Raw genomic sequence first — 24,523 nt, forward strand, 5'->3', positions numbered from 1 at the left:
CGGGGCGGTCGGCGTCTCCGGCCGGCTCCGCCCCTTGCCGGGCTCCGCTCCCTGCGGGGCTGGTAACTTGACGGGGTAACGGAAGTCGAACACAGCGCTGCACCGGTGTCACGGGGGGCACATGACGGCGGTCGTCTTCATTCATGGCACAGGAGTGCGCGAACCAGGCTTCTCGAGGCTCGCGGGGCGCGTGGCGGCCGGCCTGACCGCCCTGCGCGACGGACTCCGCGTCGTGCCGTACTACTGGGGAGGCCCGCACGGGGCCACGCTCGCCGAGGGCGGGGCGTGCCTGCCCGCGCCGCCCGGGGGCGATGTCCGCGGCCTCGCCGAGACCCCGGCCGCGCCCGGCACCGACGACACCTCCGCCTGGGCCGCCCTCTACGCCGACCCGTACGCCGAACTCGCCCTCGCCGCGGCGGGCACGGCACCCGTCGTGGAGCGCCCGCCCGGCTCCGCCCCGCCGCAGCAGCGGCTGCAGACGCGCCTTGCGGCGCTCGGCGCCCAAGGGGACGCGCCCGCAGCCGAGTTGGGCCCCGGTCTGGCCCGCGCCGCCGTCGACCTCGCCGCCCACCCGCTGCTCGGGCCCGCCGCCGGCACCCTCGGCCCCGACGACCTCGCGGTGCTGGCCGCCCGCAGTCTCACCGCCCGCGTCATCGCCGACGCCCTGGACGCCGACGCGCCGCTCGTCCCGGTCGGCGACACCCGCGACGCCGTCGCCGACCGCCTCGCCGAAACCCTCGGCGCACCACCCCGGGGCACCGAACGCGGGCTGCAGTCCCTGCTGTTGGGGGCGGCCGGTGCCGCCGCGTCGCGTGCCGTCGTACGCCGCCGCCGAGCCCTCACCGAGGCCGCCCATCCCGCCGCCGGGGACATCCTGCGCTACCTGAGCCGGGGCGAGGCGGGCCGCGCGGACCTGCGCACCCTGGTGGCGGGCCTGGAGCCGCCCGTCGCCCTCGTCTGCCACAGCCTCGGCGGCATCATCGCCCTGGACACCCTGATCGGCGCCCCGCTGCCGCAGGTCCGCCTCCTGGTGACGGCCGGATCCCAGGGCCCCTTCCTGTACGAGTCCGGCTCCCTGCCCACCCTCGAACACCCCGCCCCGCTCCCGCCGCACGTCCCCGCCTGGCTCAACCTGTACGACCCCCGCGACCTGCTCTCCTACCTCGGAGCGGGCCTGTTCCCGGGCCGCGTCACCGATGTCGCCGTCGACAGCCGCCAGCCGTTCCCCGCCGCGCACAGCGCCTACTGGACCAATCCCGAGGTGTACCGCCACATCGTGGACCGTCTGCCGTGACCGGGCCCCGGCCCGCGGCGGGCGACCGTGTCACCCGGGTGGATCCCGCCCGTGTGCACGCGCTGATCGTCGGCGTCGAGACGTACGAAGCGGGCCCCGGCTGGGACCTGCCCGGGCCCGCCCGGGACGCCGTCGCCTTCCACCGCCTGCTGCGCGCGGCCGGCGTGCCGGACGCCCAGCTGCGGCTCCACCTCGCCCCGTTGTCCTCGTACGCCCCCGAGCTGCCGTACGAGCCCGCCGACCACGCCACCCTGCGCCGCGTCCTGGTCCGTGAACTGCCCCTGGTCCAGGGCGACGTCCTCTGGGTGTGGTGGGGCGGGCACGGTGTGCTCGACCGGGCCGGGCACCTGCGGCTGTTCTGCGCGGACGCCAGTACCGCCGACAAGCTGGGCATCGACCTGGACTCCGCGCTCGCCCGCTACGCCGGGGACGCCGTGCCCGGGTTCGCCGGGCAACTGTGGATCGTGGACGCCTGCGAGACCTTCGAGGAGGACCTCGCCTTCCGGGAGCAGTTGCCGCCCGACGCCCTGCCCGTGGGACGTCCCGACCTCGTCCACCGACAGATCCTGCTGCGGGCGGCCGGCCGGGGCCGGGCCGCCGCCAACGATCCGGTGCGCGGCACCGGACTGTTCTCGGAGATCCTGCTCGGCCTGCTGGCCGACCGAGCCGCCGTCCTGCCCGCCCCGCCCGATCCGGAGGAACTGTTTCCGGCCGTACGAACACGCATCGCGGCCCTCAGGGAAGCGGGCCGTACTCTGCAGCATCCCGAGATCCAGCTGCGCAGCCCCGAGCGCACGGAGTACCTGGCCCCGGTCGAACCGCCCCCCGGGCCGCGGCCGGTCTCGCCGCTGCAACGGGCCGTCGAGGCACTGCTCGCCTATCCGTTGATGGGGGACCCCGTCGAACGGCAGACGGTGGTCACCGCGCTGGACCCGCACGTCACGGCGACACTGCCCCGTCACCCCAAGCCCCGCACGGATGCCACCGGCATTCTCAACGGGCTCGCCCGGCACCGCCCGGACGCGCTGGGGGACCTGCTCGACGCCGTGGTGTCCGTCGACGACGACCCCGGCCGCAAGCGCGAACTGAGCGCCGCGCTGCGGGATCTCGCGGCCTCGGCGAGACGTCCGCGCGAGCGGAACTGAACCGGAGATGATCGGGTGGCGTGATCGTACGGTTTTCGACCCGGGCTGGAATGGCCATGATGGAAAAGGACATGGGCGCGGGGCATCGCGTGCCACCGTGCGAGAAGGGGGACCATCTTGGACCAGCCGCCCGCTCTGCACCACGCCGAAGCAGCGGTACGTCAGTCGGCCGCCGCTGCCGGGACCGACGTATGGGAGTCGGATCTGGCGGACGTCGCGGCACTGCCCCTGACCGCCGTGGACGGGCTCGCCCCGCTCGGTCCCACCGCGCGCCTCCTCGAAGAGGTCCTGCGCCCCCGGAGCAGCGTCAAGGGCGGAGGTGAGCCCGGAGGCCGGGCCGAATAGCCGATCGCCCGCTTCGACGGCAGGGCCCGGCCGGGTCCCCGTACGCCCGCTCACCCACGGAGGTTCCCGGGAATGTCCAGCGAGCCGCGCCCTGCCCCGTTCCGCATGCCGGAGAGGATCTTCGCGGAACTGGCCGCCGGCGGCGGCTCCGCCCAGGCCGTCTCGTTCCTCGAACGGGCGGAGCGGGCACGCAGGCTGCTGCTCCTGCGCACCCTGCTGGACCGCCTCGAACCGCTGTCCACACCGCTGACACCGGCCGCCGAGGCCTGGCGGGTCCTGAAGGAGGCGGCCACGCGGGCACCGGAACCGGTCGACCGGCTGCTGCTCGCCCCGGCGACCGGCGCCTGGATCGCGCACCTGCTGCGCCGCACGCACGGCACCGCCGGGGGCCCGCCGCTGTGGGCCGAGGCGGGACACCTGTGCGCCCTGGCCGTCACCGCGTCCCTGCGCGCGGGCACCGGGACGGACCTCCTCGTCCCGCTCCGCGACGGCGGCCTCGCCCTCCCCGGCCTGGGCCTGGCCCGGCTCCCGGAGGGTCAGCGGGGATGGACGGTGGGACAGGCCGGCATTCAGGCCGGCGAACTGACCCTCACCGGACCGTCCCGGCGCGGCGGCACGACGACCCTCACGGTCCGCCCGGTCACCGAACCGCTGGACCGTGGGGGAGCACCGGGCGGGGAACCGCTCTCCGCGGGGGCGTCCGCCGATGGCCGGCCGGTGGGCCGCGTCCCGCTCCACACCCCCTGGCTGCCGCTGCGTACCCTCACCCACTCCACCCCCCGTGGGCCCGTCGCCATCCCCCTGGACGATCTCGGCCCCTACCGCGACCTCGACGACCCCCTGCCGCCGGCCCGGCTGGAGCGCGCCGAGGCGCAGGCATGGCAGGCGCTGTTCGAGGAGGCCGTCGCGGTGCTCGCCGAGCCGGGCGGCAGCGGACCCGGGCGGCTGGACCCGGCCGCCGTCCGGGCCGTGGTGCCCTGGGGGCGGACCAGCGCGCAGCCACCCGCGCCGCCCGCCGTGCTGGTCTCCGCCTCCAGCGGCGACTCCTTCGGCGCCATGGTCATCGCCCGGCCCTCCTCCCCGCTCGCCCTCGCCGAGACGCTCGTGCACGAGTTCCAGCACAGCAAGCTGGCCGCGCTGCTCCACCTGTTCCCCCTGCTCGACGACGACCGGGAGGAGCGCTACTACGCCCCCTGGCGCGCCGACCCCCGCCATCTCACCGGGCTGCTGCACGGCGCGTACGCCTTCACGGGCGTCGCGGGGTTCTGGCGGGACCGTCTGGCGAGCGCACGGGACGAGCGGGCGGCCCAGCCGGCCGGCTACCACTTCGCGCTGCGCCGCCTGCAGAGCCGCCTGGTCGTGCGCACCCTGCTGGCCGAGGGCCGCCTCACCCCGCAGGGCCGGGCCCTGGTGACCGGTCTCGCCCGCACCCTGGACCGCTGGCTGCGCGAACCCGTCCCCCCGGCCGCGCTCGCCCGCGCCCGCACGGCCGCCGCCCTGCACCGCACCGAGTGGCGGCTGCGCAACGTCGATCCGCTGCCCGATCCCGCGCACGCGCCGGACGCCCCCCGCCTCCGCCCCGACCGCACCTCCTGGCCGGACGTCCGCACCCACGCCTTCGCCGCCCGTCCCGCCGCCCCGCGCACCGCCGACGAACATCTCGCCGCGGGAGATCCGGCCACCGCGCTCGCCCGGTACGCCGACGACCTGACCGCCGACCCGACCGAACCGCACACCCTCGCCGGCTGGATCGTCGCCCGGGCCGCCCTCACCCCCGGCCGCACCGCCCGTCGCATGCTGGCCCGCCCGGAGCTGCTCCAGCCGCTGCCCAGCGGGTGAGCGGAGCGGGTGAGCGGGCGCGCGGGAGTGAGCCGGGGGCGTCCGCACCCGGCCCGGTCCCCACGCTCACCACCGGTGTCGCCCCGCGGACGTAAAAGAGCTCGATCCGAAACTGTCGTCGAACGGGTGAACACGGTCGTAGGTGGTCAGGATGGAGGCATGGGATTCCATGTCGACTCCGAGGCCGGGCAGCTGCGCCGCGTCATCCTGCACCGGCCGGATCTGGAGCTCAAAAGGCTCACCCCCAGCAACAAGACCGCCCTGCTCTTCGACGACGTGCTGTGGGTGCGCCGGGCGCGCGCCGAGCACGACGGGTTCGCCGACGTGCTGCGCGACCGCGGTGTCGCCGTCCACCTCTTCGGCGACCTGCTCACCGAGGCCCTGGAGATCCCGGCGGCCCGAGCGCTCGTCCTGGACCGGGTCTTCGACGAGAAGGAGTACGGCGTCCTCGCCACCGACCACCTGCGGGCCGCCTTCGAGAACCTCCCCGCGGCCGAACTGGCCGAGGTGCTCGTCGGCGGCATGACCAAGCGGGAGTTCCTGGACGCGCACGCGGAGCCCACCTCCGTGCGCTTCCACGTCATGGAGCTCGACGACTTCCTGCTCGGCCCGCTGCCCAACCACCTCTTCACCCGGGACACCTCCGCCTGGATCTACGACGGCGTCTCCATCAACGCCATGCGCTGGCCGGCCCGCCAGCGTGAGACCGTGCACTTCGAGGCGATCTACCGGCACCACCCGCTGTTCCGTGACGAGACGTTCCGCGTCTGGTCCGAGGGGCAGGCCGACTACCCGTCCACGATCGAGGGCGGCGACGTCCTGGTCATCGGCAACGGCGCGGTCCTCATCGGCATGAGCGAGCGCACGACCCCCCAGGCCGTCGAGATGCTCGCGCACAAGCTGTTCGACGCGGGCTCCGCGCAGACGATCGTGGCCCTCGACATGCCGAAGCGGCGTGCGTTCATGCACCTCGACACCGTGATGACGATGGTGGACGGCGACACCTTCACCCAGTACGCGGGCCTCGGCATGCTCCGCTCGTACACCATCGAGCCGGGCGTCGGCGACAAGGAGCTGAAGGTCACCGACCATCCGCCGGAGCACATGCACCGCGCGATCGCCGCCGCGCTCGGGCTGAACGAGATCCGTGTCCTGACCGCCACCCAGGACGTGCACGCGGCGGAGCGCGAGCAGTGGGACGACGGCTGCAACGTCCTGGCCGTCGAGCCCGGCGTCGTCGTCGCCTACGAGCGCAACGCCACCACCAACACCCATCTGCGCAAGCAGGGCATCGAGGTCATCGAGATCCCGGGCAGCGAGCTGGGACGGGGCAGGGGCGGACCGCGCTGCATGAGCTGTCCGGTGGAGCGGGGAGCCGTGTAGCGGGCTGCGTACGACTGCGTACGGGGGCGGTACAGGCGGCGCACCTCGGCAGCCGCGCGGAGAGGGCAACCCTGTCTGTATAGAAATTCTGGATGTCGTATAGACTTCCAGCGTCCTGTTACTGCACCTCTGGAGCGCCCCCATGGCGACAGTTCCGACCGCCCTCGCCGGCCGCCACTTCCTCAAGGAGCTCGACTTCACCGAGCGGGAGTTCCTCGGTCTGATCGAGTTGGCCGCCGAGCTGAAGGCCGCCAAGAAGGCCGGGACCCAGACGCGGTACCTGAGCGGGAAGAACATCGCGCTGATCTTCGAGAAGACCTCGACGCGCACCCGCTGCGCGTTCGAGGTCGCCGCCGCCGACCAGGGCGCCTCCACGACGTACCTCGATCCCTCCGGCTCGCAGATCGGCCACAAGGAGTCCGTGAAGGACACCGCGCGGGTGCTGGGCCGGATGTACGACGCGATCGAGTACCGCGGGGACAGCCAGGCCAAGGTGGAGGAGCTGGCCGCGTACGCGGGCGTGCCCGTCTACAACGGCCTCACCGACGACTGGCACCCCACCCAGATGCTCGCCGACGTGCTCACCATGACCGAGCACACCGCCAAGCCGGTCAAGGAGATCGCCTTCGCCTACCTCGGCGACGCCCGCTTCAACATGGGCAACTCCTACCTGGTCACCGGCGCCCTGCTCGGCATGGACGTCCGCGTCGTCGCCCCGAAGTCCTACTGGCCCGCGCGGGAGGTCGTCGACCGGGCCCGTGAACTCGCCGGGTCCAGCGGCGCCCGGGTCACCCTCACCGAGTCCCTGGACGAGGGCGTCGCCGGCGCCGACTTCGTCGCCACCGATGTCTGGGTCTCCATGGGCGAGCCGAAGGACGTCTGGGACGAGCGGATCGCCGCGCTCGCCCCGTACGCCGTGACCATGGACGTCCTGCGCGCCACCGGCAACCCGGACGTCAAGTTCCTGCACTGCCTGCCCGCCTTCCACGACCTCGGCACCAAGATCGGGCAGGAGATCCACGAGGCCCACGGGCTGGAGTCCCTCGAAGTGACCGACGAGGTCTTCGAGTCGTCCCACTCGGTCGTCTTCGACGAGGCCGAGAACCGGATGCACACCATCAAGGCGGTCCTGGTGGCGACCCTGGCCTGAGCGGGCCGCGCGTCCGACCGGGCCCCGCGTGCCTGATCAGGTCCTGCGCGCGCCCGGGCGGGGGCGTCGCGAGACCGGGCCGGTCCGGGGCGCGGTCACTCCGGACGCCGCGGAGCCGGTACCGCCGGCAGCCGGAACCACACCGCCTTGCCGGACTCGGTGGGGCGGTGACCGCAGGACGAGCTGAGCGCGCGGATCAGCAGCAGACCGCGCCCGTGCTCCTGCCAGGGGTCGGGCGCGAGGTCCACCGGGCGGGTGAGATCGCCGGGCGGCGCCGGATCCGGGTCGTGCACCTCGACCTGGCAGCCGGTCGGCAGCAGCTCCACCACGAGCTCTATCGGCGCGTCCCCGGCGGTGTGCTCCACGGCGTTCGCCACCAGCTCCGCCGTCAGCAGTTCCGCGGTGTCGCTGTCCGCCCCGTGCTCCAGCTCGGTCAGCGCGGTGCGCACCAGGGCGCGGGCCACCGGCACGGCCGCGGCGGAGTGCGGCAGCGCGATGCGCCAGGAGGCGGAGGCGTGGGGACGTTCGTACAAGGCGGATCCGTTCATGAGCAGGCTGTCCTGCTTTCAACCCGATGAATGGTACGGCGCCGCCCGGCGAAAGCATTCGACGGGCACCGCGCGGGACCTTCGGCCCCGTTGCCGGGCGGCCTACCCGGGTGAACGCCGCGCCGCGCACAGCCGATCCCGCCGTTACCGGGGTGTGGACGATCCGTGACAGGCGTGACGGGTCAGGGTCATCCCCGGATCCATGCCGGGCTCGGTACCCGGCCTCGGCGTGCTATCGCGTACTCCTGACGACAGTCACGGATGAGTGATAGCTTCGAAGGGCAGAGTTCCGTGAGGCAGTGCCCGTCAGTGCCCGTCACGCGAACGAGGAGGCCGCACCTCGTGAGTCCCTTCATCGGCTCCGCCGCCCGCACCCCCCGCTGGCGGCACCTGGGCGTGGACCTCACCGACGGCGTCGCCACCGTCACCCTCGCCCGCCCCGACAGACTCAACGCGCTCACCTTCGGCGCCTACGCCGACCTGCGCGACCTGCTCGCCGAGCTGTCCCGGGAGCGGTCCGTGCGGGCCCTGGTCCTGGCGGGGGAGGGGCGCGGCTTCTGCTCCGGCGGCGACGTCGACGAGATCATCGGCGCCACCCTGTCCATGGACACCGCCCAGCTCCTCGACTTCAACCGGATGACCGGACAGGTGGTCCGGGCCGTCCGGGAGTGCCCGTTCCCGGTGATCGCGGCGGTGCACGGGGTGGCGGCGGGCGCGGGCGCGGTGCTGGCGCTGGCGGCCGACTTCCGCGTGGCCGATCCTTCGGCGCGCTTCGCCTTCCTCTTCACCCGGGTCGGCCTGTCCGGCGGCGACATGGGCGCCGCCTATCTGCTGCCCCGGGTCGTCGGACTCGGCCACGCCACCCGGCTGCTCATGCTGGGCGAGCCGGTGCGGGCGCCCGAGGCCGAGCGCATCGGCCTGGTCAGCCGGCTCACCGAGGAGGGCGGGGCGGACGGGGCCGCGCGGGCGCTGGCCCGTCGCCTGGCCGAGGGCCCGGCCCTCGCGTACGCCCAGACGAAGGCGCTGCTCACGGCGGAACTGGACATGCCTCTGGCGGCAGCGGTGGAACTGGACGCCGCGACCCAGGCCCTGCTGATGAACGGCGAGGACTACGCCGAGTTCCACGCGGCCTTCACCGAGAAGCGCCCTGCCCGCTGGAGCGGACGGTGAGCGCACCCGCCCCGGGGGTGCCGGGAAGCGCGGGAACAGCTGTGCCGGGAACCGAGAGACCAGCCACAGCACAGCCGCGTCCGCAGCCGCCGGTGGTGGCCGGCCGGCCCCGGCGCGTGGCGGTCGTCGGCGGCGGCCCCGGCGGCCTCTACGCCGCGGTCCTGCTGAAGCGTCTCGGCCCCGACCGTGACGTCACCGTCTGGGAACGCAACGCCCCCGACGACACCTTCGGCTTCGGTGTCGTCCTCTCCGACGAGACCCTCGGCGGCATCGAACAGGCGGACCCGATCGTCTACGCGGCCCTGCGACGTGACCTCGTGCGCTGGGACGCGATAGACGTCGTCCACCGGGGCATCCGCCTCAGGTCCGCAGGGCACGGCTTCGCCGCACTCGGCAGGCACCGCCTTCTGGAGATCCTCCACGAGCGCTGCCGCGCCCTCGGCGTGGACCTGCGCTTCCGGTCCGAGGCCCCGGCCGGCCTGGAGCGGTCCTACGACCTCGTCATCGCCGCCGACGGGGTGCACAGCACCACCCGTGAGGCGTACGCCCATGTGTTCCGGCCCCAGGTGGCCGCCCACCACTGCCGTTATCTCTGGCTCGCCGCCGACTTCGCCCTGGACGCCTTCCGCTTCGAGATCGCGGAGACCGAGCACGGTGTGATGCAACTGCACGGCTATCCGTACGCGGCCGACGCCTCCACCGTGATCGTCGAGATGCGGGAGGAGGTCTGGCGGGCGGCGGGCTTCGCGGAACTCGGCCGGCGGGAGTCCGCCCGGCGCTGCGCGGAGATCTTCGCGGACGCGCTGGGCGGCAGACCGCTCAGGTCCGACAGGTCGTCCTGGACCACCTTCCGTACGGTGGTCAACGAGCGCTGGTCGCACGGCAACGTGGTCCTCCTCGGCGACGCCGCCCACACCGCCCACTTCTCCATCGGCTCCGGCACCAAGCTCGCCGTGGAGGACGCGGTGGCCCTGGCCGCCTGTCTGGAGGAACAGCCGTCCCTCGACAGGGCGTCGGCCGCCTACGAGGAGGAGCGGCGCCCCGTGGTCGCCTCCACCCAGCGGGCCGCCCGGGCCAGTTCGGAGTGGTTCGAGAACCTCGGCCTGTATCTCGACCAGCCGCCCCGCCAGTTCGCCTTCAACCTGCTCACCCGCAGCCGCCGTGTCACCCACGCCAACCTGCGGCTGCGCGACGCCCGCTTCACGTCGTCGGTGGAGCGCGCGTTCGGCTGCCCGCCCGGCACGCCCCCGATGTTCACGCCGTTCCGGCTGCGCGGTCTGACCCTGCGCAACCGGGTCGTCGTCTCGCCCATGGACCTGTACTCGGCGACCGACGGGCTCCCGGACGACTTCCACCTCGTCCACCTGGGGGCGCGGGCGCTCGGTGGCGCCGGACTGGTGATGACCGAGATGGTGTGCGTGTCCCCGGAGGGGCGGATCACGCCCGGCTGCACCGGCCTGTACACCGGCAGACAGGCCGAGGCATGGAGGCGGATCACCCACTTCGTGCACACGCGGGCGCCCGGCACCGCGATCGGCGTGCAGCTCGGCCACAGCGGACGCAAGGGCTCGACCAAGCTGATGTGGGAGGGCATGGACGAGCCCCTGGAGGACGGCAACTGGCCGCTCGTGGCCGCCTCCCCGATCCCGTACCGGCCGGACAGCCAGCTCCCGCGCGAGCTGTGCCGTGCCCGACTCACCGACATCCGGGAGCAGTTCGCGTCGGCTGCCCGGCGTGCCGCCCGTGCCGGGTTCGATCTGCTCGAACTGCACTGCGCGCACGGTTACCTGCTCTCGGGCTTCCTCTCCCCGCTGACCAACCGCCGTACCGACGCCTGGGGCGGCTCCCTCGCCAAGCGGCTCCGCTTCCCGCTGGAGGTCTTCGACGCGGTCCGCGGGGTGTGGCCCGAGGAGAGACCCCTGACCGTCCGCATCTCCGCCACCGACTGGGCCGAGGGCGGCACCACGGCCGAGGACGCCGTCGAGATCGCCCGCGCCTTCGCCGCGCACGGCGCCGACGCGATCGACGTGTCGACCGGGCAGGTGGTCGCCCACGAGCGGCCCGAGCACGGGCGGTCGTACCAGACGCCGTTCGCCGACCGGATCCGGAACACGGTCGGCGTCCCGGTGATCGCGGTCGGCGCGATCTCCTCCTGGGACGACGTCAACTCCCTGATCCTGGCCGGGCGTACGGACCTGTGCGCGCTGGCCCGGCCGCATCTGTACGACCCGCACTGGACGGTGCACGCGGCGGCCGAGCAGGGGTACGACGGACCGGGCGTCGTCTGGCCGGTGCCGTACCGGGCGGGCAGCCGCCGTCCGCCGACGGGACGGACGGACGCCCCCAGGCCCCGCCTGGCGCCCGGCGGTTGACCTCGCTCCCAGACAGCGAGGCCGACCATGCCGGCGGTCGGCGTGGCTCCGTCCGCCCGGCCGACGAGCAGGCGGGCGCCGGTGCGCCGGCGGAGAGGGGAGACCCTCACCGGGGGCGGGAGTGCTCAGACCGGCCCCCGGCCGGCACCACATCCGCCGACTTCCACCGGGTCCGCTCCTGGGTCCGCGGCACCGGTGCCGGGTCCGCGGGAGGCTCGTACGGGCCGTCGGCGCCGGTCGGACCGGACAGCGTGCCCCGGCCTGCCGGGCGGGGAGCACCTTCACGTCCCGCTCGCCGCACACCGCCACCGGAGTGGCGACACGCACCTCGAGGTACGGCGTCCCGCTCGCCTCGTGCCGGGCGCGCACGGCCTGGCGGCTGTCCGCGTGCGGCGCGATCACCGGGACGACGGAACGGACAGGACGCCGTTGCGGGCGAGCACCTTGAGACCGGCCCGTACGCCGCACGTTCGTGGTGCGGGTCCGCGGGGGAGAAGCCGAGGCCCGCCACGAGGACGCGGCGGATCTCGTCGCCGTCGGATCCTCACGCGATGTCCCTGGGACCTCAGCCGCTCACCGAGGTGGCGCGCGATGGTCGTCCTGACCGCACTCGGCAGCCCGGTAAGTGCTTCAGGGACGGGTGGTGCGCCGGATCACCCGCCGACGAACGCGGCGCCCGCGTCGCGCAACCGCTCGTGCAGCCCCCGGAACACCGCCGCCGACCGGCCACCCGGCCAGTCCTCGGGCAGCAGCCGGGCGGGCAGCCCGGGATCGGCGTAGGGGAGGTGGCGCCAGGAGTCCAGGGCGAGGAGGTAGTCGCGGTACGCCGCCTCGGGCGGGGTGTCCGTGCGCCGCTCCCAGTCGCGCAGCACGCCCGCGTGGGCGTCGAGGAAGGCCTCGTGCTCCTTGGCGATGGCGGCCAGGTCCCACCAGCGGGCGACCGCCTCCACGGTCGGCGCGAAGCCGAGGTGCTCGCCCCGGAAGAGGTCGACGTACGCGTCGAGCCGCAGCCGCTGGAGGGTGTGCCGGGCCTCCTCGTACAGCCGCGCCGGGGCGAGCCACACGCCGGGGGCCGCGGTGCCGAAGCCGAGGCCGGCCAGGCGGGAGCGCAGCACGTGCCGCTTCTGCCGTTCCGACTCCGGCACGGAGAACACGGCGAGCACCCAGCCCTGGTCCTCCTCGGGCGGGGTGCCGTAGACGCGCCGGTCGCCGTCGTCGAGCAACTGGCGGGCGTCCGAGGACAGTTCGTACCCCGCCGCGCCCCGCTCCGTACGGGCCGGCACGAGCAGCCCGCGCCGTTTGAGCCGGGACACCGACGAGCGGACCGAGGGGGCGTCCACGCCGACCGCGGCCAGTAGCCGGATCAGCTCGGCGACGGGCAGCGGGCCGGGCACGAAGCGGCCGTACGCGCCGTAGAGCGTGACGATGAGAGACCGTGGTGCATGCTGCTCGGACACATTGATCATCTTAGGTCGTCGGCATCACCGCTGGTCACCATCGGTACGTAGCTTGAACCGCTGGAGCTTTCCGGTCGCCGTGCGCGGCAGCGCGTCCAGCAGGACGATCTCGCGCGGGCACTTGTAGGGCGCCAGTTCGGAGGCGACGAAGGCGCGCAGCGCCCCGGTGTCCCGTCCGGCCCCCTCCTTGAGGACCACATGGGCCACCACCACCTGTCCGCGCGCCTCGTCGGGCCGGCCCACGACCGCCGCCTCCACCACGTCCGGGTGCCGCAGCAGGGCGTCCTCGACCTCCGGCCCCGCGATGTTGTACCCGGCCGAGATGATCATGTCGTCGGCGCGGGCCACGTACCGGAAGTAGCCGTCGGGCTCACGGACGTAGGTGTCGCCGGTGACGTTCCAGCCGCCGCGCACGTACTCCCGCTGCCGAGGGTCGGCGAGGTACCGGCAGCCGACCGGCCCGCGCACCGCCAGCAGCCCGGGCTCGCCGTCGGGCACCGGCTCGCCGTCCTCGTCCTGCACGCGCGCGTGCCATCCCGGTACGGGAACTCCGGTCGTCCCCGGCCTGATCCGCTCGTCGGCGGCGGAGATGAAGATGTGCAGCAGCTCGGTGGCGCCGATGCCGTTGATCAGGCGCAGCCCGGTCCGCTCGTGCCAGGCGCGCCAGGTGGCGGCGGGCAGGTTCTCACCGGCGGAGACACAGCGGCGCAGGGACGAGACGTCGTGGGCGTCGAGTTCGCCGAGCATCGTCCGGTAGGCGGTGGGGGCCGTGAACAGCACCGAGACACGGTGCTCGGCGACGGCGGACAACAGCTGCCGCGGGCCCGCCTGTTCGAGGAGCAGGGCACTCGCGCCGGCCCGCATCGGGAAGACCACCAGGCCGCCGAGTCCGAAGGTGAACCCGAGCGGGGGACTGCCCGCGAAGACATCGTCGGGGTGGGGCCGCAGCACATGGCGCGAGAAGGTGTCCGCGATGGCCAGCACATCCCGGTGGAAGTGCATGCACCCCTTGGGGCGACCGGTGGTGCCGGAGGTGAACGCGATCAGCGCGACGTCGTCGGCCGCGGTCCGCACGGCCGGGTACGGATCGTCGGGTGCCGTCCGGGCCCGGCTGAGCAGGTCGTCGGGCGCGTCACCGCCGTACGGCGTGATCCGGAGTTCCGGTATCCCGGCCTTGGCGAGGTCGTCGAGGACCCGGACGTCGCACAGGGCGTGCCGCACCTCGGCGATCTCGCACAGCGTGCTCAGCTCGTGCGGGCGCTGCTGGGCCAGCACGGTGACGGCGACCGCGCCCGCCTTCAGCACCGCCAGCCAACAGGCGGCCAGCCAGGGCGTGGTGGGGCCGCGCAGCAGGACCCGGTTGCCGGGGACGACGCCGAGGTCACGGGTGAGGGTGTGCGCGACGCGGTCGACGCGGGCGCGGAGTTCGCCGTACGTCCAGGGCGGGCCGGCGGCCGTGCGGAACACGGGACTGTTCTCCGGGTGGCCGCGCAGCAGCTCGGCCGCGCAGTTGAGCCGCTGGGGGTAGCGCAGCTCCGGCAGGTCGAAGCGCAGCTCGGGCCACTGGCCGGGGGGCGGGAGGTGGTCGCGCGCGAACGTGTCGACGTGGGCCGAGGAGTTCATGGCGTTCGCCCCCTTGCCTTGTGGGCGTCGGTGGTGGGCGGCGGGGTGTGGCTCGGGGCGGCAGCTCGGGTGGGGCTCGGGGTGGGGCTCGGGTGTGAATCCTCGTGCGGGTCCGACCGCGGGTTCGACCGCGGGTCCTCTTGCGGTCCGGGTGCGGACACGTGGAGGGCTCGCGCAACGAGCGTAACGTGTTGGTGACGGCAGTCAACGGTGCGCGATACCGTCGAGGGGAGTGGCCCGTGGCCCACGCCCACGGGGAGAGAGGACGGCGATGCCCGCATTCTCGCTCGACCCGGAACAGGCCGCCTGGTGCGCCCGGTTGCGCACCCTGGCCGCGGACCGGCTGCACCCGCTCGCCGAGCGGGGGCGACCGGGTCGGGTGAACCGTCCCCTGGTCGCCGGACTCGCCGAACTCGGCCTGCTGTCCCGCCTGTTCACCTCCGGCGCCCTGGACCTCTGCCTCATGCGGGAGTCCCTGGCGTACGCCTGCACCGAGGCGGAGACCGCCCTCGCCCTCCAGGGCCTGGGCGCGCATCCGGTGCACGCCCACGGCACCCCGGCCCAGCGGGCCCGCTGGCTGCCCCGGGTCGCCGACGGCACGGCGGTGGCCGCGTTCGCCCTGAGCGAGCCGGGCGCGGGCTCGGACGCGGCGGCACTGGCTCTGCGGGCGGAGCGGCCGCAGGACGCGCACCGAGGGGCGGCTGCGGGAGGTGCCGGGTCCGTGCAGCACGCGCACCGAGCGGCGGCTGGGGGAGGTGCCGGCCCCGGACAGGGCGCGTACCGGGCCGCGGCGGTACCGGAAGGCACCACCTCCGCACCGGACAAGGAGTCACCCGTTCCGCCGGGATGGGTGAGTGCCGCCTCCTCCGCCGGCACAGACGCCGCGACCCCGCTCGGCGCCGAGCCGGACGGACGTGCCCGCTGGCGGCTCAGCGGGGAGAAGTGCTGGATCTCCAACGCGCCCGAGGCCGACTTCTACACCGTCTTCGCCCGCACCACCGCCGGTGCCGGCGCCCGTGGTGTCACCGCCTTCCTCGTGCCGGCCGACCGGCCCGGCCTGACCGGCACCGGGATCGACATGCTCGCGCCGCACCCCATCGGCGCCCTTGACTTCGACGCGGTGCCGGTGACCGCGGACGACGTGCTCGGCGAGGTCGACCGCGGCTTCCGGGTCGCCATGGGCACCCTCGACCTCTTCCGGCCCAGCGTCGGCGCGTTCGCGGTCGGCATGGCCCAGGCGGCACTCGACGCGACCCTCACCCACACCGCCCGACGGGACGCCTTCGGCGGCCCGCTGCGGGAGCTCCAGACGGTCGCCCACCAGGTCGCCGAGATGGCCCTGCGCACCGAGGCGGCCCGCCTGATGGTGTACGCGGCGGCGACGGCGTACGACGAGGGCGCGCCGGACGTCCCGGGGCGCGCGGCGATGGCCAAGCTGCTCGCCACCGAGACCGCGCAGTACGTCGTCGACGCGGCCGTCCAACTGCACGGCGCCCGGGCCCTGTGCCGCGGCCACCTCCTCGAACACCTCTACCGCGAGGTGCGCGCGCCGCGCGTCTACGAGGGCGCGAGCGAGATCCAACGCGGCATCATCGCCCGGGAGTTGTACGCGACCATGGACGCCCAGGAGGCCGACGCGTGACCGTCGAGCGAGTCAACCCGCCCGGACTCTCTCCGCCCACCGGCTTCTCGCACGCGGTCGTCGCGACCGGCACCCGGGTGGTCTTCCTGGCCGGCCAGACCGCCCTGGACACCGACGGCAAGCTCGTCGGCGGCACCCTCCCCGAGCAGTTCGAGAGGTCCCTCGGCAACCTCCTGGCCGCCCTGCGCGCCGCCGGCGGTACCCCGAGCGACCTCGCCCGGGTCACCGTCTACGCCACGGACATCACCGCGTACCGCGCCCACGCCGGCGAACTCGGCCGGATCTGGCGGAGGTTGGCGGGCCGCGACTATCCGGCCATGGCGGTGGTGGAGGTCGTACGCCTGTGGGACGACCAGGCCGCCGTCGAACTGGACGGGTTCGCCGTCCTGCCGTGAGGACGGGGGACGAGCCCCGGCCCGCACCTCGCCGAGAGGGTGGGCGGCGGCCCATGCGGCGGCCGGGTGCCTCCGCCTGGCCGCAGTGGTCAGGCGGCGGTCGGCAGCCGCTCGGCGGGTGCCCGGTGCGGGGCGACGGCGCTGCCGTCGGGCAGCAGTTCACCGGTGTCGTCGAAGACGATCGCGCCGTCGCAGTGCAGGTTCCAGCCCTGCTCGGGGTGGGCGGCGACGACAGCGCCCGCCACCGCCGTCTCGGTCAACGACCTGATCGGCGAGTACGTCGCCGCGTGCGACGAGCGTCCGCCCAGCGACGTGATCGGACACCTCGGCCGCATCGTCAAGAAGCTTCTCGGTGAGGGCATCGCCTCAGAACACGTCCGCGCCGGACTGAAGCGCTTCGCGGAGATCCAGGGCCACCCCAGCCGCCTGCCGAGCCTGGTCAACGACGCCATGAACGCACGAGCGGCCGGTTCGGCACGGCCGGGAATCCGGCCTGACGTGCCCGCTCACCAGGCGTGTACCAACCCGGTCGACGCTGCCGCCGCCTACGCCGAGGAGCTGTGACGCGCACCCGTACCCGCGACCCGCAGACGCTCGGCGGCGCAGGCACCCTGGACCGGATGGCCCGGATCCTGGCCGCCCGCAACATCGACCCGGCAGCCGTCGCCGCTCTGGTCGACGAGCCCGAGTCTTTCTCCCCGCTGGATGCCCTGCCGGCCGCGATGCCCCCGCGCTACCAGGGTGCGGTCGCCGACCATTCGCAGGTCCTGGACTGGGTCCTGGACATCGCCCAGCAGGCCGTCGCGCCCAGCCTGGGAGCCCGGCGGCAGGTCACAACCGGCCCGAGTCTGCTGATGGCCGGGGTGGTCGGCGCGGGCAAGACCCACCAGGCGTACGGGGCGGTCCGACAACTGGTGCAGACCGGGGTGGGCGTGCGGGGCGGTCCGACAACTGGTGCAGACCTGCGCCCTCGGCCCGGGGTGGACAGCGAGCGGGAGCTGGCGGTCGTCAGCCGGTGCCCACTGCTGATCATCGACACCGCCTCGTCACACCGCACCCAGCTGTCGGAATTCATGTGAAGCGCGGGGGAACATGGACGAGAGGATGCTCGAATGCAGCTCTCGGTCGAGGGAAGAGGCGAGGAATTGTGTGCAGGATACGGGGAAGTGCTCCCAGCGGTCGCCGCGCGCCTCGTTCACCATGACAGTCCACTGGTCCGGCTCCTGGCCAGGCCGAACAAGCCAGTAGAGGCATTCTCCGTTGTCCGTGGTCGCCCATGGGATGACTGTGGACCCTTCGACTTCCAGTTCCGCGGGCTTTCTTTCGAATTCCCACAGGTCTTCCAGGTCTTCGGCCTGGTGCTCTGCCCATTCGATGAGGTCGTAGTTCTCATTAGGGCAGCCAGGCTCCAGGACGTACAGGTAGTCGTCCCAGTTGCTTCCTCCGTAGATGTGGATGAGCTTTTTGTAGTCGGCGGGAAGCTCGACCCCAAGGCTGCGCTCGACCTCGTCCCAGTCTTTCTGGCGGGACTCGCTCGGCGCTGGCGCGATCTCAAGCAGATGCGTGAGGGCGTTGGTCACGGCTGGGTCCTGTTCCTATGCATCAAGTGAGTCCGGTTGGCAGGCGTTAGCTTCGTTTCACTGCTCTCGTCAGCCTCCCCTTTTCTGGTTGGGTATGAATGCGGTATTTCCCGACTCGGTGATTCCGGTACTTCTGTGCTGAGTGAACTCGAAACCATCCGAGCCGTATGCCTCGACGTCTACTCCCGTGGGGATTTTATCAGCCCCGTTGTATCGAGGGGTGACGCTGTACTGGATGGTCTCCCCGGACTCGACTGCGGCCCTGATTTGGTTTTCAATATGCCTCATGACGGGGGAATTGGCGTAGGAGTGCATGGTGACGAAATTTGCCGGATTGTAGTTGGATCCGCCGAGCTGTGCGCCGAGGAGATGGGCTCGGTTGTACCCCTTGTCCTTCTGCCAACCAGGGGGATCACCATGCGGGTCCGTGGGATGCGCTCCACTTCGCGGCCCAGGGCGTCGAAAGAGAAGGCGATCTCGCGCCCGGACGCGGTGAGTTTCGTCCTGCGCCCCGCCGCGTCGTACGACCATTCACTGACCGCACCGCTCGGAGTCGTCCTTCCCGCCCGGCGCCCCAGCGCGTCGTACGCGTAGGTCAGGGTCCGGCCGTTGACCTTCTCGGACCTCAGGCGGCCATGGCGATCGCGCAGACGTTCCAGTCTGGCGTCCGGGCTCGCGGCCACCGCGAGTTCGTCGAAGATGTCGTACTCGAATGTCGTGACGGCGTTGCCGCGAGGCCCCTTGGCGAGCACTCTCCGTGAAGGCTGACGGGGACTCAGATGTCTCTGATGCATCGTCACCCATTGCGAAATCATCTTGCCCGCACGTTGCACAAGGTGATGAAAAGCAGCGATGATCAATGGAGGGTCGCGCAAGTGTGTAACCGCAGGTCAGCAGGCATTGAGGAGTGTCATGCCCCTCGTCTCCCAGGGGCATGACACTCCACCGGTCAGATGTCCCGGAACGTCTCGATCTGCGCCCCGATCGAGTTCAGCCGTTCGGCCAGGTCCTCGTACCCCCGGTTGATGACGTACACGTTCCGCAGGACGGACGTGCCCTCGGCCGCCATCATCGCCAGCAGGACGACCACGGCGGGCCGCAGCGCGGGCGGGCACATCATCTCGGCGGCGCGCCAGCGGGTCGGGCCCTCGACCAGCACCCGGTGGGGGTCGAGGAGCTGGAGCCGGCCGCCCAGTCGGTTCAGGTCCGTCAGATAGATCGCGCGGTTGTCGTAGACCCAGTCGTGGATCAGTGTCTTGCCCGACGCGACGGCGGCGATGGCCGCGAAGAACGGGACGTTGTCGATGTTCAGGCCGGGGAACGGCATCGGGTGGATCTTGTCGATGGGTGCCTCCAGCTTGGAGGGCCGGACGGTGAGGTCCACCAGCCGGGTGCGGCCGTTGTCGGCGAAGTACTCCGGCGTGCGGTCGTGGTCGAGGCCCATCTCCTCCAGGACCGCGAGCTCGATCTCCAGGAACTCGACGGGCACCCGGCGGACCGTCAGCTCCGACTCGGTGACGACGGCGGCGGCCAGCAGGCTCATCGCCTCGACCGGGTCCTCGGAGGGGGAGTAGTCGACGTCCACGTCGATGTTCGGCACGCCGTGCACGGTGAGCGTGGTGGTGCCGATGCCCTCGACCCGGACGCCCAGGGCCTCCAGGAAGAAGCACAGGTCCTGGACCATGTAGTTGGAGGAGGCGTTGCGGATGACCGTGACACCGTCGTGCCGGGCGGCGGCCAGCAGCGCGTTCTCGGTGACCGTGTCCCCGCGCTCGGTCAGCACGATCGGCCGGTCCGGACGGACGGAGCGGTCGACGAGGGCGTGGTACTGCCCTTCCGTCGCCGCGATGTCCAGCCCGAACCGGCGCAGTGCGATCATGTGCGGCTCGATGGTCCGCGTACCGAGGTCGCAGCCGCCGGCGTAGGGCAGCTTGAAGCGGTCCATGCGGTGCAGCAGCGGGCCGAAGAACATGATGATGGACCGCGTCCGAACGGCCGCCTCGGCGTCGATCGCCGCCATGTCCAGCTCGGTGGGCGGCACCAGTTCCAGGTCGACGCCGTCGTTGATCCAGCGGGTGCGCACGCCGATGGAGTTGAGCACCTCCAGCAGGCGGTACACCTCCTCGATGCGGGCCACCCGGCGCAGCACTGTGCGCCCCCGGTTCAGCAGGGAGGCGCACAGCAGTGCCACACACGCGTTCTTGCTCGTCTTCACGTCGATGGCGCCGGAGAGCCGACGGCCGCCGACCACCCGCAGATGCATCGGGCCCGCATAGCCCAGAGAGACGATTTCGCTGTCCAGTGCTTCACCGATTCGAGCGATCATCTCAAGGCTGATGTTTTGGTTGCCGCGCTCGATGCGATTGACGGCGCTCTGGCTGGTGCCGAGCGCTTCGGCGAGCTGCGCCTGTGTCCAGCCCCTGTGCTGCCGGGCGTCACGGATGAGCTTGCCGATGCGTACGAGGTAGTCGTCTGCCATGGGGTCGAGGCTATCTCAGATATGAGATGGAGCCTTCTGGGGGATCCGTACGGGTGAGAGACGTGAGGGGCCGTCAGCGGCGTTTGGCGGTACGGGTGCGACGCCACCCGAACGGTCCGGGCAGATCCATCGATGTCGTACGGCGTCCCGTGCTGCTGTGGGTGTGCTTCGGGCCGTGGCTGCCGCCGCCGGTGGTGATGGACCACGAGCGCCGGTTGATGTTCAGGCGCACGCCGGGCAGGATCCGGAAACTCTTGCGGAACGTGAGCGGCATGGGGGCCTCTCCTCGGGTTCGGTCGGTTGCTGCCAACGCCAGTCGGATACCCCCGCTCGGCGAACTGATGGCAGCGCCCGGCCGCCTCTCGCGCGGCAGCGCCCGGCCGCCTCCCGCGCGGCGGCGGCCGTCGGATGCCCGGGAACTGAGACGGGACAGTGGCCCGGGCATGACCAACCGGGCCCCATGTACTAGAGTTATCTCGACATCGAGATATCTGCCGAGGCGTACCGCAGTCGCCACTCCAGTAAGGCATGCCTAACTTAGCCTGACCTTAGCGGATCGGCCAAGGGGGCCTGGCGGCAGGATGCGGTGGTAAGCGCACCAAAATGAAGGAGACTGTCGTGTCGGCGAACAGCTTCGACGCCCGCAGCACGCTGCAGGTGGGCGACGAGTCGTACGAGATCTTCCGGCTGGACAAGGTGGAGGGCTCGGCCCGCCTGCCGTACAGCCTCAAGGTTCTCCTGGAGAACCTGCTCCGTACCGAGGACGGCGCCAACATCACCGCCGACCACATCCGCGCCATCGGCGGCTGGGACTCGCAGGGTCAGCCGTCGCAGGAGATCCAGTTCACGCCGGCCCGCGTGATCATGCAGGACTTCACCGGCGTGCCCTGTGTCGTCGACCTCGCCACCATGCGTGAGGCCGTCAAGGAGCTCGGCGGCGACCCGGCGAAGGTCAACCCGCTCTCCCCGGCCGAGCTGGTCATCGACCACTCCGTCATCGCCGACAAGTTCGGCACGCACGAGGCCTTCGCGCAGAACGTCGAGCTGGAGTACGGCCGCAACCGCGAGCGCTACCAGTTCCTGCGCTGGGGCCAGACCGCCTTCGACGACTTCAAGGTCGTCCCGCCGGGCACCGGCATCGTCCACCAGGTGAACATCGAGCACCTGGCGCGCACGGTCATGATCCGCAACGGCCAGGCCTACCCCGACACCCTCGTCGGCACCGACTCGCACACCACCATGGTCAACGGCCTGGGCGTGCTGGGCTGGGGCGTCGGCGGCATCGAGGCCGAGGCCGCGATGCTCGGCCAGCCCGTCTCGATGCTCATCCCGCGCGTCGTCGGCTTCAAGCTCACCGGTGAGCTGACCCCCGGCACCACCGCCACCGACCTGGTGCTCACGATCACCGAGATGCTGCGCAAGCACGGCGTCGTCGGCAAGTTCGTCGAGTTCTACGGCGAGGGCGTGGCCGCCACCTCCCTCGCCAACCGCGCCACCATCGGCAACATGTCGCCGGAGTTCGGCTCCACCGCCGCGATCTTCCCGATCGACGACGAGACCATCAAGTACCTGAAGCTGACCGGCCGCAGCGAGCAGCAGCTGGCGCTCGTCGAGGCGTACGCCAAGGAACAGGGTCTGTGGCTGGACCCGAAGGCCGAGCCGGACTTCTCCGAGAAGCTGGAGCTCGACCTCTCCACGGTCGTCCCGTCGATCGCCGGCCCGAAGCGCCCGCAGGACCGCATCGTCCTCGCCAACGCCGCCGAGCAGTTCAAGGCCGACGTCCTCAACTACGTCGAAGCCGGCGTCACCGGCGGCGACGACCGCAAGCCGGGCGTCCCCGCGCAGGAGCAGCCGCACGGCGTGCAGTCCCCGGTGGACGAGGCGAGCGCCGAGTCCTTCCCGGCCAGCGACGCCCCGGCCTACGGCAACGACGACAACGGCGCCGGTGCCCCGCAGCACTCCGCCGTCGTCCCCGGCGCCGGCCCGTCCCGCCCGGTCACCGTGACCGCCCCCGACGGCTCGACGTACGAGATCGACCACGGCGCGGTGACGGTCGCGGCCATCACCTCCTGCACCAACACCTCCAACCCGTACGTGATGGTCGCCGCCGCGCTCGTCGCCAAGAAGGCCGTGGAGAAGGGCCTGACCCGCAAGCCGTGGGTCAAGACCACCCTCGCCCCGGGTTCCAAGGTCGTCACCGACTACTTCGACAAGGCGGGCCTGACCCCCTACCTCGACAAGGTCGGCTTCAACCTGGTCGGTTACGGCTGCACCACCTGCATCGGCAACTCCGGCCCGCTGCCGGAGGAGGTCTCCAAGGCCGTCAACGACCACGACCTCGCGGTCACCTCGGTCCTCTCCGGCAACCGGAACTTCGAGGGCCGGATCAACCCCGACGTCAAGATGAACTACCTGGCGTCCCCGCCGCTGGTCGTCGCGTACGCCCTCGCCGGCTCCATGAAGGTGGACATCACCAAGGAAGCCCTGGGCGCCGACCAGGACGGCAACCCGGTCTACCTGAAGGACATCTGGCCCTCCGAGGCCGAGGTCAACGACGTCGTGGCGAACGCCATCGGCGAGGACATGTTCAGCAAGTCCTACGCCGACGTCTTCGCGGGCGACGCCCAGTGGCAGGCGCTGCCGATCCCGACCGGCAACACCTTCGAGTGGGACCCGCAGTCGACGTACGTCCGCAAGCCCCCGTACTTCGAGGGCATGACGATGGAGACCACCCCGGTCTCCGACATCACGGGCGCGCGCGTCCTGGCCAAGCTGGGCGACTCGGTCACCACCGACCACATCTCCCCGGCCGGCGCCATCAAGGCCGACACCCCGGCCGGCAAGTACCTCACCGAGCACGGTGTGGAGCGTCGTGACTTCAACAGCTACGGCTCGCGCCGCGGCAACCACGAGGTCATGATCCGCGGCACGTTCGCCAACATCCGCCTGCGCAACCAGATCGCGCCGGGCACGGAAGGCGGCTACACCCGCGACTTCACCGTCGAGGGCGCCCCGGTCGCCTTCATCTACGACGCCTCCCGCAACTACATCGAGCAGGGCATCCCGCTCGTCGTCCTCGCGGGCAAGGAGTACGGCTCCGGCTCGTCCCGCGACTGGGCCGCCAAGGGCACCGCGCTCCTCGGCGTCAAGGCCGTCATCGCCGAGTCGTACGAGCGCATCCACCGCTCGAACCTCATCGGCATGGGCGTCCTGCCGCTCCAGTTCCCGGAGGGCCAGTCCGCCGAGACCCTCGGCCTCACCGGCGAGGAGACCTTCTCCTTCACCGGTGTCGAGGAGCTGAACAACGGCACCACCCCGCGCACGGTGAAGGTCACCACCGACACGGGCGTGGAGTTCGACGCGGTCGTCCGCATCGACACCCCCGGTGAGGCCGACTACTACCGCAACGGCGGCATCATGCAGTACGTGCTCCGCAGCCTGATCCGCAAGTAAGCGGTACGGCAGGGCAGTCGAGGGCCGCGTTCCCGGTGACGGGGGTGCGGCCCTCCGCCGTGTTCGTCCGAGTCATCGAGCGGGCGGCTCCGGACCGGGCCTCGCCATCGCGGCGGCGGTCACCACGGCCCACAGCGGGCGGATCGACGTGCACAGCGCCCCCGGGACACACGGAGTTCGCGATTCGACCCCGGCGACAGACACAGGCCGCCCGCGGCAGCCGGTCTCGGTACCGGGGCCGGCGGCAGGCGACTTCGCGTCCGGGCGAGGCGGTACGGGAGGTGGGAGCGACCGTCAGGGGCGGGTTCCGGTCCGCCCGGTGGGAGCGCTCCCACCTACCTGTACCGGAAGTTAGCGCCGAGCGGCCCATTTGTAAACGGCCGGCGCACAGCGCGCGGCCGGCCCCGGGCCTCGGGGGACGGCCGGCTACCGCTTTCCCCGCCGGTAGCTCCAGTAGGCGAGCAGGGCGGCGGCGACCAGGACGAATCCGCCGAGGGCCCAGGTCGCCGCCGGATTGTCCTCGAATCCGATACCGATCGTCGCAGTGGACATCTCTCTCCCTGAGTCAGGAGCCAGTGGCCGGCACCTTTGAAAAAACAAACCCCGACCGCGTGCACGGCGTCAGCCGCCGCCGCTGCCGGTCGAAGG

General features: G+C 72.2%; 22 protein-coding genes and 2 pseudogenes. 14 read left to right on the forward strand and 10 right to left on the reverse strand.

Translation table 11 applies throughout. The features are described 5' to 3' along the window. Positions 1 to 190: 190 nt before the first annotated feature. The 6 genes from QQS16_RS30480 (at position 191) to argF (ending at position 7,156) form a co-directional block, all read left to right on the forward strand. The gene (locus tag QQS16_RS30480) at positions 191 to 1,294 is read left to right on the forward strand and encodes a hypothetical protein (RefSeq protein WP_353479698.1); all 1,104 of its coding nucleotides are present in this window, start codon (positions 191 to 193) and stop codon (positions 1,292 to 1,294) included. Next, positions 1,291 to 2,439, forward strand: coding sequence for an effector-associated domain 2-containing protein (locus QQS16_RS30485; protein ID WP_286065259.1), 1,149 nt, complete (start codon positions 1,291 to 1,293; stop codon positions 2,437 to 2,439). The genes QQS16_RS30480 and QQS16_RS30485 overlap by 4 nt, the downstream gene beginning before the upstream one ends. 117 nt (positions 2,440 to 2,556) lie before the next feature. Next, complete coding sequence (locus tag QQS16_RS30490; protein WP_286065260.1) at positions 2,557 to 2,784, forward strand: hypothetical protein; 228 nt, start codon at positions 2,557 to 2,559, stop codon at positions 2,782 to 2,784. A 72-nt stretch (positions 2,785 to 2,856) separates the two neighbouring features. Continuing rightward, positions 2,857 to 4,623 (forward strand): HEXXH motif domain-containing protein, encoded by a 1,767-nt coding sequence (locus QQS16_RS30495; protein ID WP_286065262.1) that lies wholly within the window; start codon positions 2,857 to 2,859, stop codon positions 4,621 to 4,623. A gap of 159 nt (positions 4,624 to 4,782) precedes the next feature. After that, a complete protein-coding gene (locus tag QQS16_RS30500; protein WP_286065264.1) occupies positions 4,783 to 6,006 on the forward strand; it encodes an arginine deiminase in 1,224 nt (407 codons plus the stop codon). A 142-nt stretch (positions 6,007 to 6,148) separates the two neighbouring features. After that, the gene (argF, locus tag QQS16_RS30505; RefSeq protein WP_286065265.1) at positions 6,149 to 7,156 is read left to right on the forward strand and encodes an ornithine carbamoyltransferase; all 1,008 of its coding nucleotides are present in this window, start codon (positions 6,149 to 6,151) and stop codon (positions 7,154 to 7,156) included. Between the two features lie 95 nt (positions 7,157 to 7,251). On the opposite strand, the gene QQS16_RS30510 is transcribed toward argF, so the two are convergent. Continuing rightward, entirely contained in the window at positions 7,252 to 7,704 is a 453-nt protein-coding gene (locus QQS16_RS30510) for an ATP-binding protein (RefSeq protein WP_286065266.1), read from the reverse strand. 342 nt (positions 7,705 to 8,046) lie between these two features. On the opposite strand from QQS16_RS30510, the gene QQS16_RS30515 reads away from it, so the two are divergent. Both QQS16_RS30515 and QQS16_RS30520 read left to right on the forward strand, forming a co-directional pair. After that, entirely contained in the window at positions 8,047 to 8,874 is an 828-nt protein-coding gene (locus QQS16_RS30515) for an enoyl-CoA hydratase family protein (protein ID WP_286065267.1), read from the forward strand. A gap of 92 nt (positions 8,875 to 8,966) precedes the next feature. Then, entirely contained in the window at positions 8,967 to 11,246 is a 2,280-nt protein-coding gene (locus QQS16_RS30520) for a bifunctional salicylyl-CoA 5-hydroxylase/oxidoreductase (protein WP_502963930.1), read from the forward strand. A gap of 106 nt (positions 11,247 to 11,352) precedes the next feature. On the opposite strand, the pseudogene QQS16_RS30525 reads toward QQS16_RS30520, so the two are convergent. The 3 genes and pseudogenes from QQS16_RS30525 to QQS16_RS30535 form a co-directional block, all read right to left on the reverse strand. Next, a pseudogene (locus QQS16_RS30525) lies at positions 11,353 to 11,863 on the reverse strand (adenylyl-sulfate kinase). A gap of 36 nt (positions 11,864 to 11,899) precedes the next feature. Then, positions 11,900 to 12,712: a PaaX family transcriptional regulator gene (locus QQS16_RS30530; protein ID WP_286065270.1), complete on the reverse strand. Its 813-nt coding sequence runs from the start codon at positions 12,710 to 12,712 to the stop codon at positions 11,900 to 11,902. Between the two features lie 15 nt (positions 12,713 to 12,727). Then, positions 12,728 to 14,530 (reverse strand): AMP-binding protein, encoded by a 1,803-nt coding sequence (locus tag QQS16_RS30535; protein WP_502963931.1) that lies wholly within the window; start codon positions 14,528 to 14,530, stop codon positions 12,728 to 12,730. A 67-nt stretch (positions 14,531 to 14,597) separates the two neighbouring features. Between QQS16_RS30535 and QQS16_RS30540 the strand changes: the two genes are divergently transcribed. Next, positions 14,598 to 15,968, forward strand: a complete 1,371-nt coding sequence (locus QQS16_RS30540) for an acyl-CoA dehydrogenase family protein (protein ID WP_286065272.1) — start codon at positions 14,598 to 14,600, stop codon at positions 15,966 to 15,968. Further along, positions 15,965 to 16,363 (forward strand): RidA family protein, encoded by a 399-nt coding sequence (locus QQS16_RS30545; protein WP_286065273.1) that lies wholly within the window; start codon positions 15,965 to 15,967, stop codon positions 16,361 to 16,363. Before QQS16_RS30540 ends, QQS16_RS30545 begins: the two co-directional genes overlap by 4 nt. An 89-nt stretch (positions 16,364 to 16,452) precedes the next feature. Here the strand turns inward: QQS16_RS30545 and QQS16_RS30550 are convergent, their stop codons facing one another. Beyond that, complete coding sequence (locus QQS16_RS30550; RefSeq protein WP_502963862.1) at positions 16,453 to 16,623, reverse strand: DUF5999 family protein; 171 nt, start codon at positions 16,621 to 16,623, stop codon at positions 16,453 to 16,455. 52 nt (positions 16,624 to 16,675) lie between these two features. Between QQS16_RS30550 and QQS16_RS30555 the strand changes: the two genes are divergently transcribed. Beyond that, a complete protein-coding gene (locus QQS16_RS30555) occupies positions 16,676 to 16,927 on the forward strand; it encodes a hypothetical protein (protein ID WP_502963863.1) in 252 nt (83 codons plus the stop codon). After that, positions 16,924 to 17,442 carry a hypothetical protein gene (locus tag QQS16_RS30560; RefSeq protein WP_286065274.1) on the forward strand — a complete coding sequence of 173 codons (519 nt, stop codon included), beginning with the start codon at positions 16,924 to 16,926 and terminating at the stop codon, positions 17,440 to 17,442. The genes QQS16_RS30555 and QQS16_RS30560 overlap by 4 nt, the downstream gene beginning before the upstream one ends. Here QQS16_RS30560 and QQS16_RS30565 read toward each other — a convergent pair. Then, the gene (locus QQS16_RS30565) at positions 17,410 to 17,943 is read right to left on the reverse strand and encodes an SMI1/KNR4 family protein (RefSeq protein ID WP_286065275.1); all 534 of its coding nucleotides are present in this window, start codon (positions 17,941 to 17,943) and stop codon (positions 17,410 to 17,412) included. The two genes, QQS16_RS30560 and QQS16_RS30565, sit on opposite strands and share 33 nt — an antisense overlap. Before the next feature lie 69 nt (positions 17,944 to 18,012). Continuing rightward, a pseudogene (locus QQS16_RS30570) lies at positions 18,013 to 18,354 on the reverse strand (DNA/RNA non-specific endonuclease); the annotation flags it as partial. 21 nt (positions 18,355 to 18,375) lie between these two features. Between QQS16_RS30570 and QQS16_RS44035 the strand changes: the two are divergent. Then, on the forward strand, positions 18,376 to 18,537 hold the full coding sequence (locus QQS16_RS44035) for a hypothetical protein (protein WP_502963942.1): 162 nt from the start codon (positions 18,376 to 18,378) through the stop codon (positions 18,535 to 18,537). 355 nt (positions 18,538 to 18,892) lie between these two features. On the opposite strand, the gene QQS16_RS30580 is transcribed toward QQS16_RS44035, so the two are convergent. Next, on the reverse strand, positions 18,893 to 20,422 hold the full coding sequence (locus tag QQS16_RS30580) for a helix-turn-helix domain-containing protein (RefSeq protein ID WP_286065276.1): 1,530 nt from the start codon (positions 20,420 to 20,422) through the stop codon (positions 18,893 to 18,895). A 73-nt stretch (positions 20,423 to 20,495) separates the two neighbouring features. Then, positions 20,496 to 20,696 carry a DUF4236 domain-containing protein gene (locus tag QQS16_RS30585; protein ID WP_031057408.1) on the reverse strand — a complete coding sequence of 67 codons (201 nt, stop codon included), beginning with the start codon at positions 20,694 to 20,696 and terminating at the stop codon, positions 20,496 to 20,498. A gap of 344 nt (positions 20,697 to 21,040) precedes the next feature. On the opposite strand from QQS16_RS30585, the gene QQS16_RS30590 reads away from it, so the two are divergent. Further along, positions 21,041 to 23,875 (forward strand): aconitate hydratase, encoded by a 2,835-nt coding sequence (locus QQS16_RS30590; protein ID WP_286065277.1) that lies wholly within the window; start codon positions 21,041 to 21,043, stop codon positions 23,873 to 23,875. A 426-nt stretch (positions 23,876 to 24,301) separates the two neighbouring features. Here QQS16_RS30590 and QQS16_RS30595 read toward each other — a convergent pair whose 3' ends face one another. Then, positions 24,302 to 24,427 (reverse strand): hypothetical protein, encoded by a 126-nt coding sequence (locus QQS16_RS30595; protein WP_286065278.1) that lies wholly within the window; start codon positions 24,425 to 24,427, stop codon positions 24,302 to 24,304. Positions 24,428 to 24,523: the final 96 nt, after the last annotated feature.

It is taken from the genome of Streptomyces sp. ALI-76-A (assembly GCF_030287445.1).
Classification (GTDB): domain Bacteria; phylum Actinomycetota; class Actinomycetes; order Streptomycetales; family Streptomycetaceae; genus Streptomyces.

Excerpts from the sequence above, each read along its gene's own strand:
- QQS16_RS30510 (WP_286065266.1), bottom strand. The coding sequence starts at position 7,704 with ATGAACGGATCCGCCTTGTACGAACGTCCCCACGCCTCCGCCTCCTGG.
- QQS16_RS30530 (WP_286065270.1), bottom strand. The coding sequence starts at position 12,712 with ATGATCAATGTGTCCGAGCAGCATGCACCACGGTCTCTCATCGTCACG.
- QQS16_RS30500 (WP_286065264.1), top strand. The coding sequence starts at position 4,783 with ATGGGATTCCATGTCGACTCCGAGGCCGGGCAGCTGCGCCGCGTCATC.
- QQS16_RS30540 (WP_286065272.1), top strand. The coding sequence starts at position 14,598 with ATGCCCGCATTCTCGCTCGACCCGGAACAGGCCGCCTGGTGCGCCCGG.
- QQS16_RS30595 (WP_286065278.1), bottom strand. The coding sequence starts at position 24,427 with ATGTCCACTGCGACGATCGGTATCGGATTCGAGGACAATCCGGCGGCG.
- QQS16_RS30495 (WP_286065262.1), top strand. The coding sequence starts at position 2,857 with ATGTCCAGCGAGCCGCGCCCTGCCCCGTTCCGCATGCCGGAGAGGATC.
- QQS16_RS30580 (WP_286065276.1), bottom strand. The coding sequence starts at position 20,422 with ATGGCAGACGACTACCTCGTACGCATCGGCAAGCTCATCCGTGACGCC.
- QQS16_RS44035 (WP_502963942.1), top strand. The coding sequence starts at position 18,376 with ATGCGCTCCACTTCGCGGCCCAGGGCGTCGAAAGAGAAGGCGATCTCG.
- argF (WP_286065265.1), top strand. The coding sequence starts at position 6,149 with ATGGCGACAGTTCCGACCGCCCTCGCCGGCCGCCACTTCCTCAAGGAG.
- QQS16_RS30585 (WP_031057408.1), bottom strand. The coding sequence starts at position 20,696 with ATGCCGCTCACGTTCCGCAAGAGTTTCCGGATCCTGCCCGGCGTGCGC.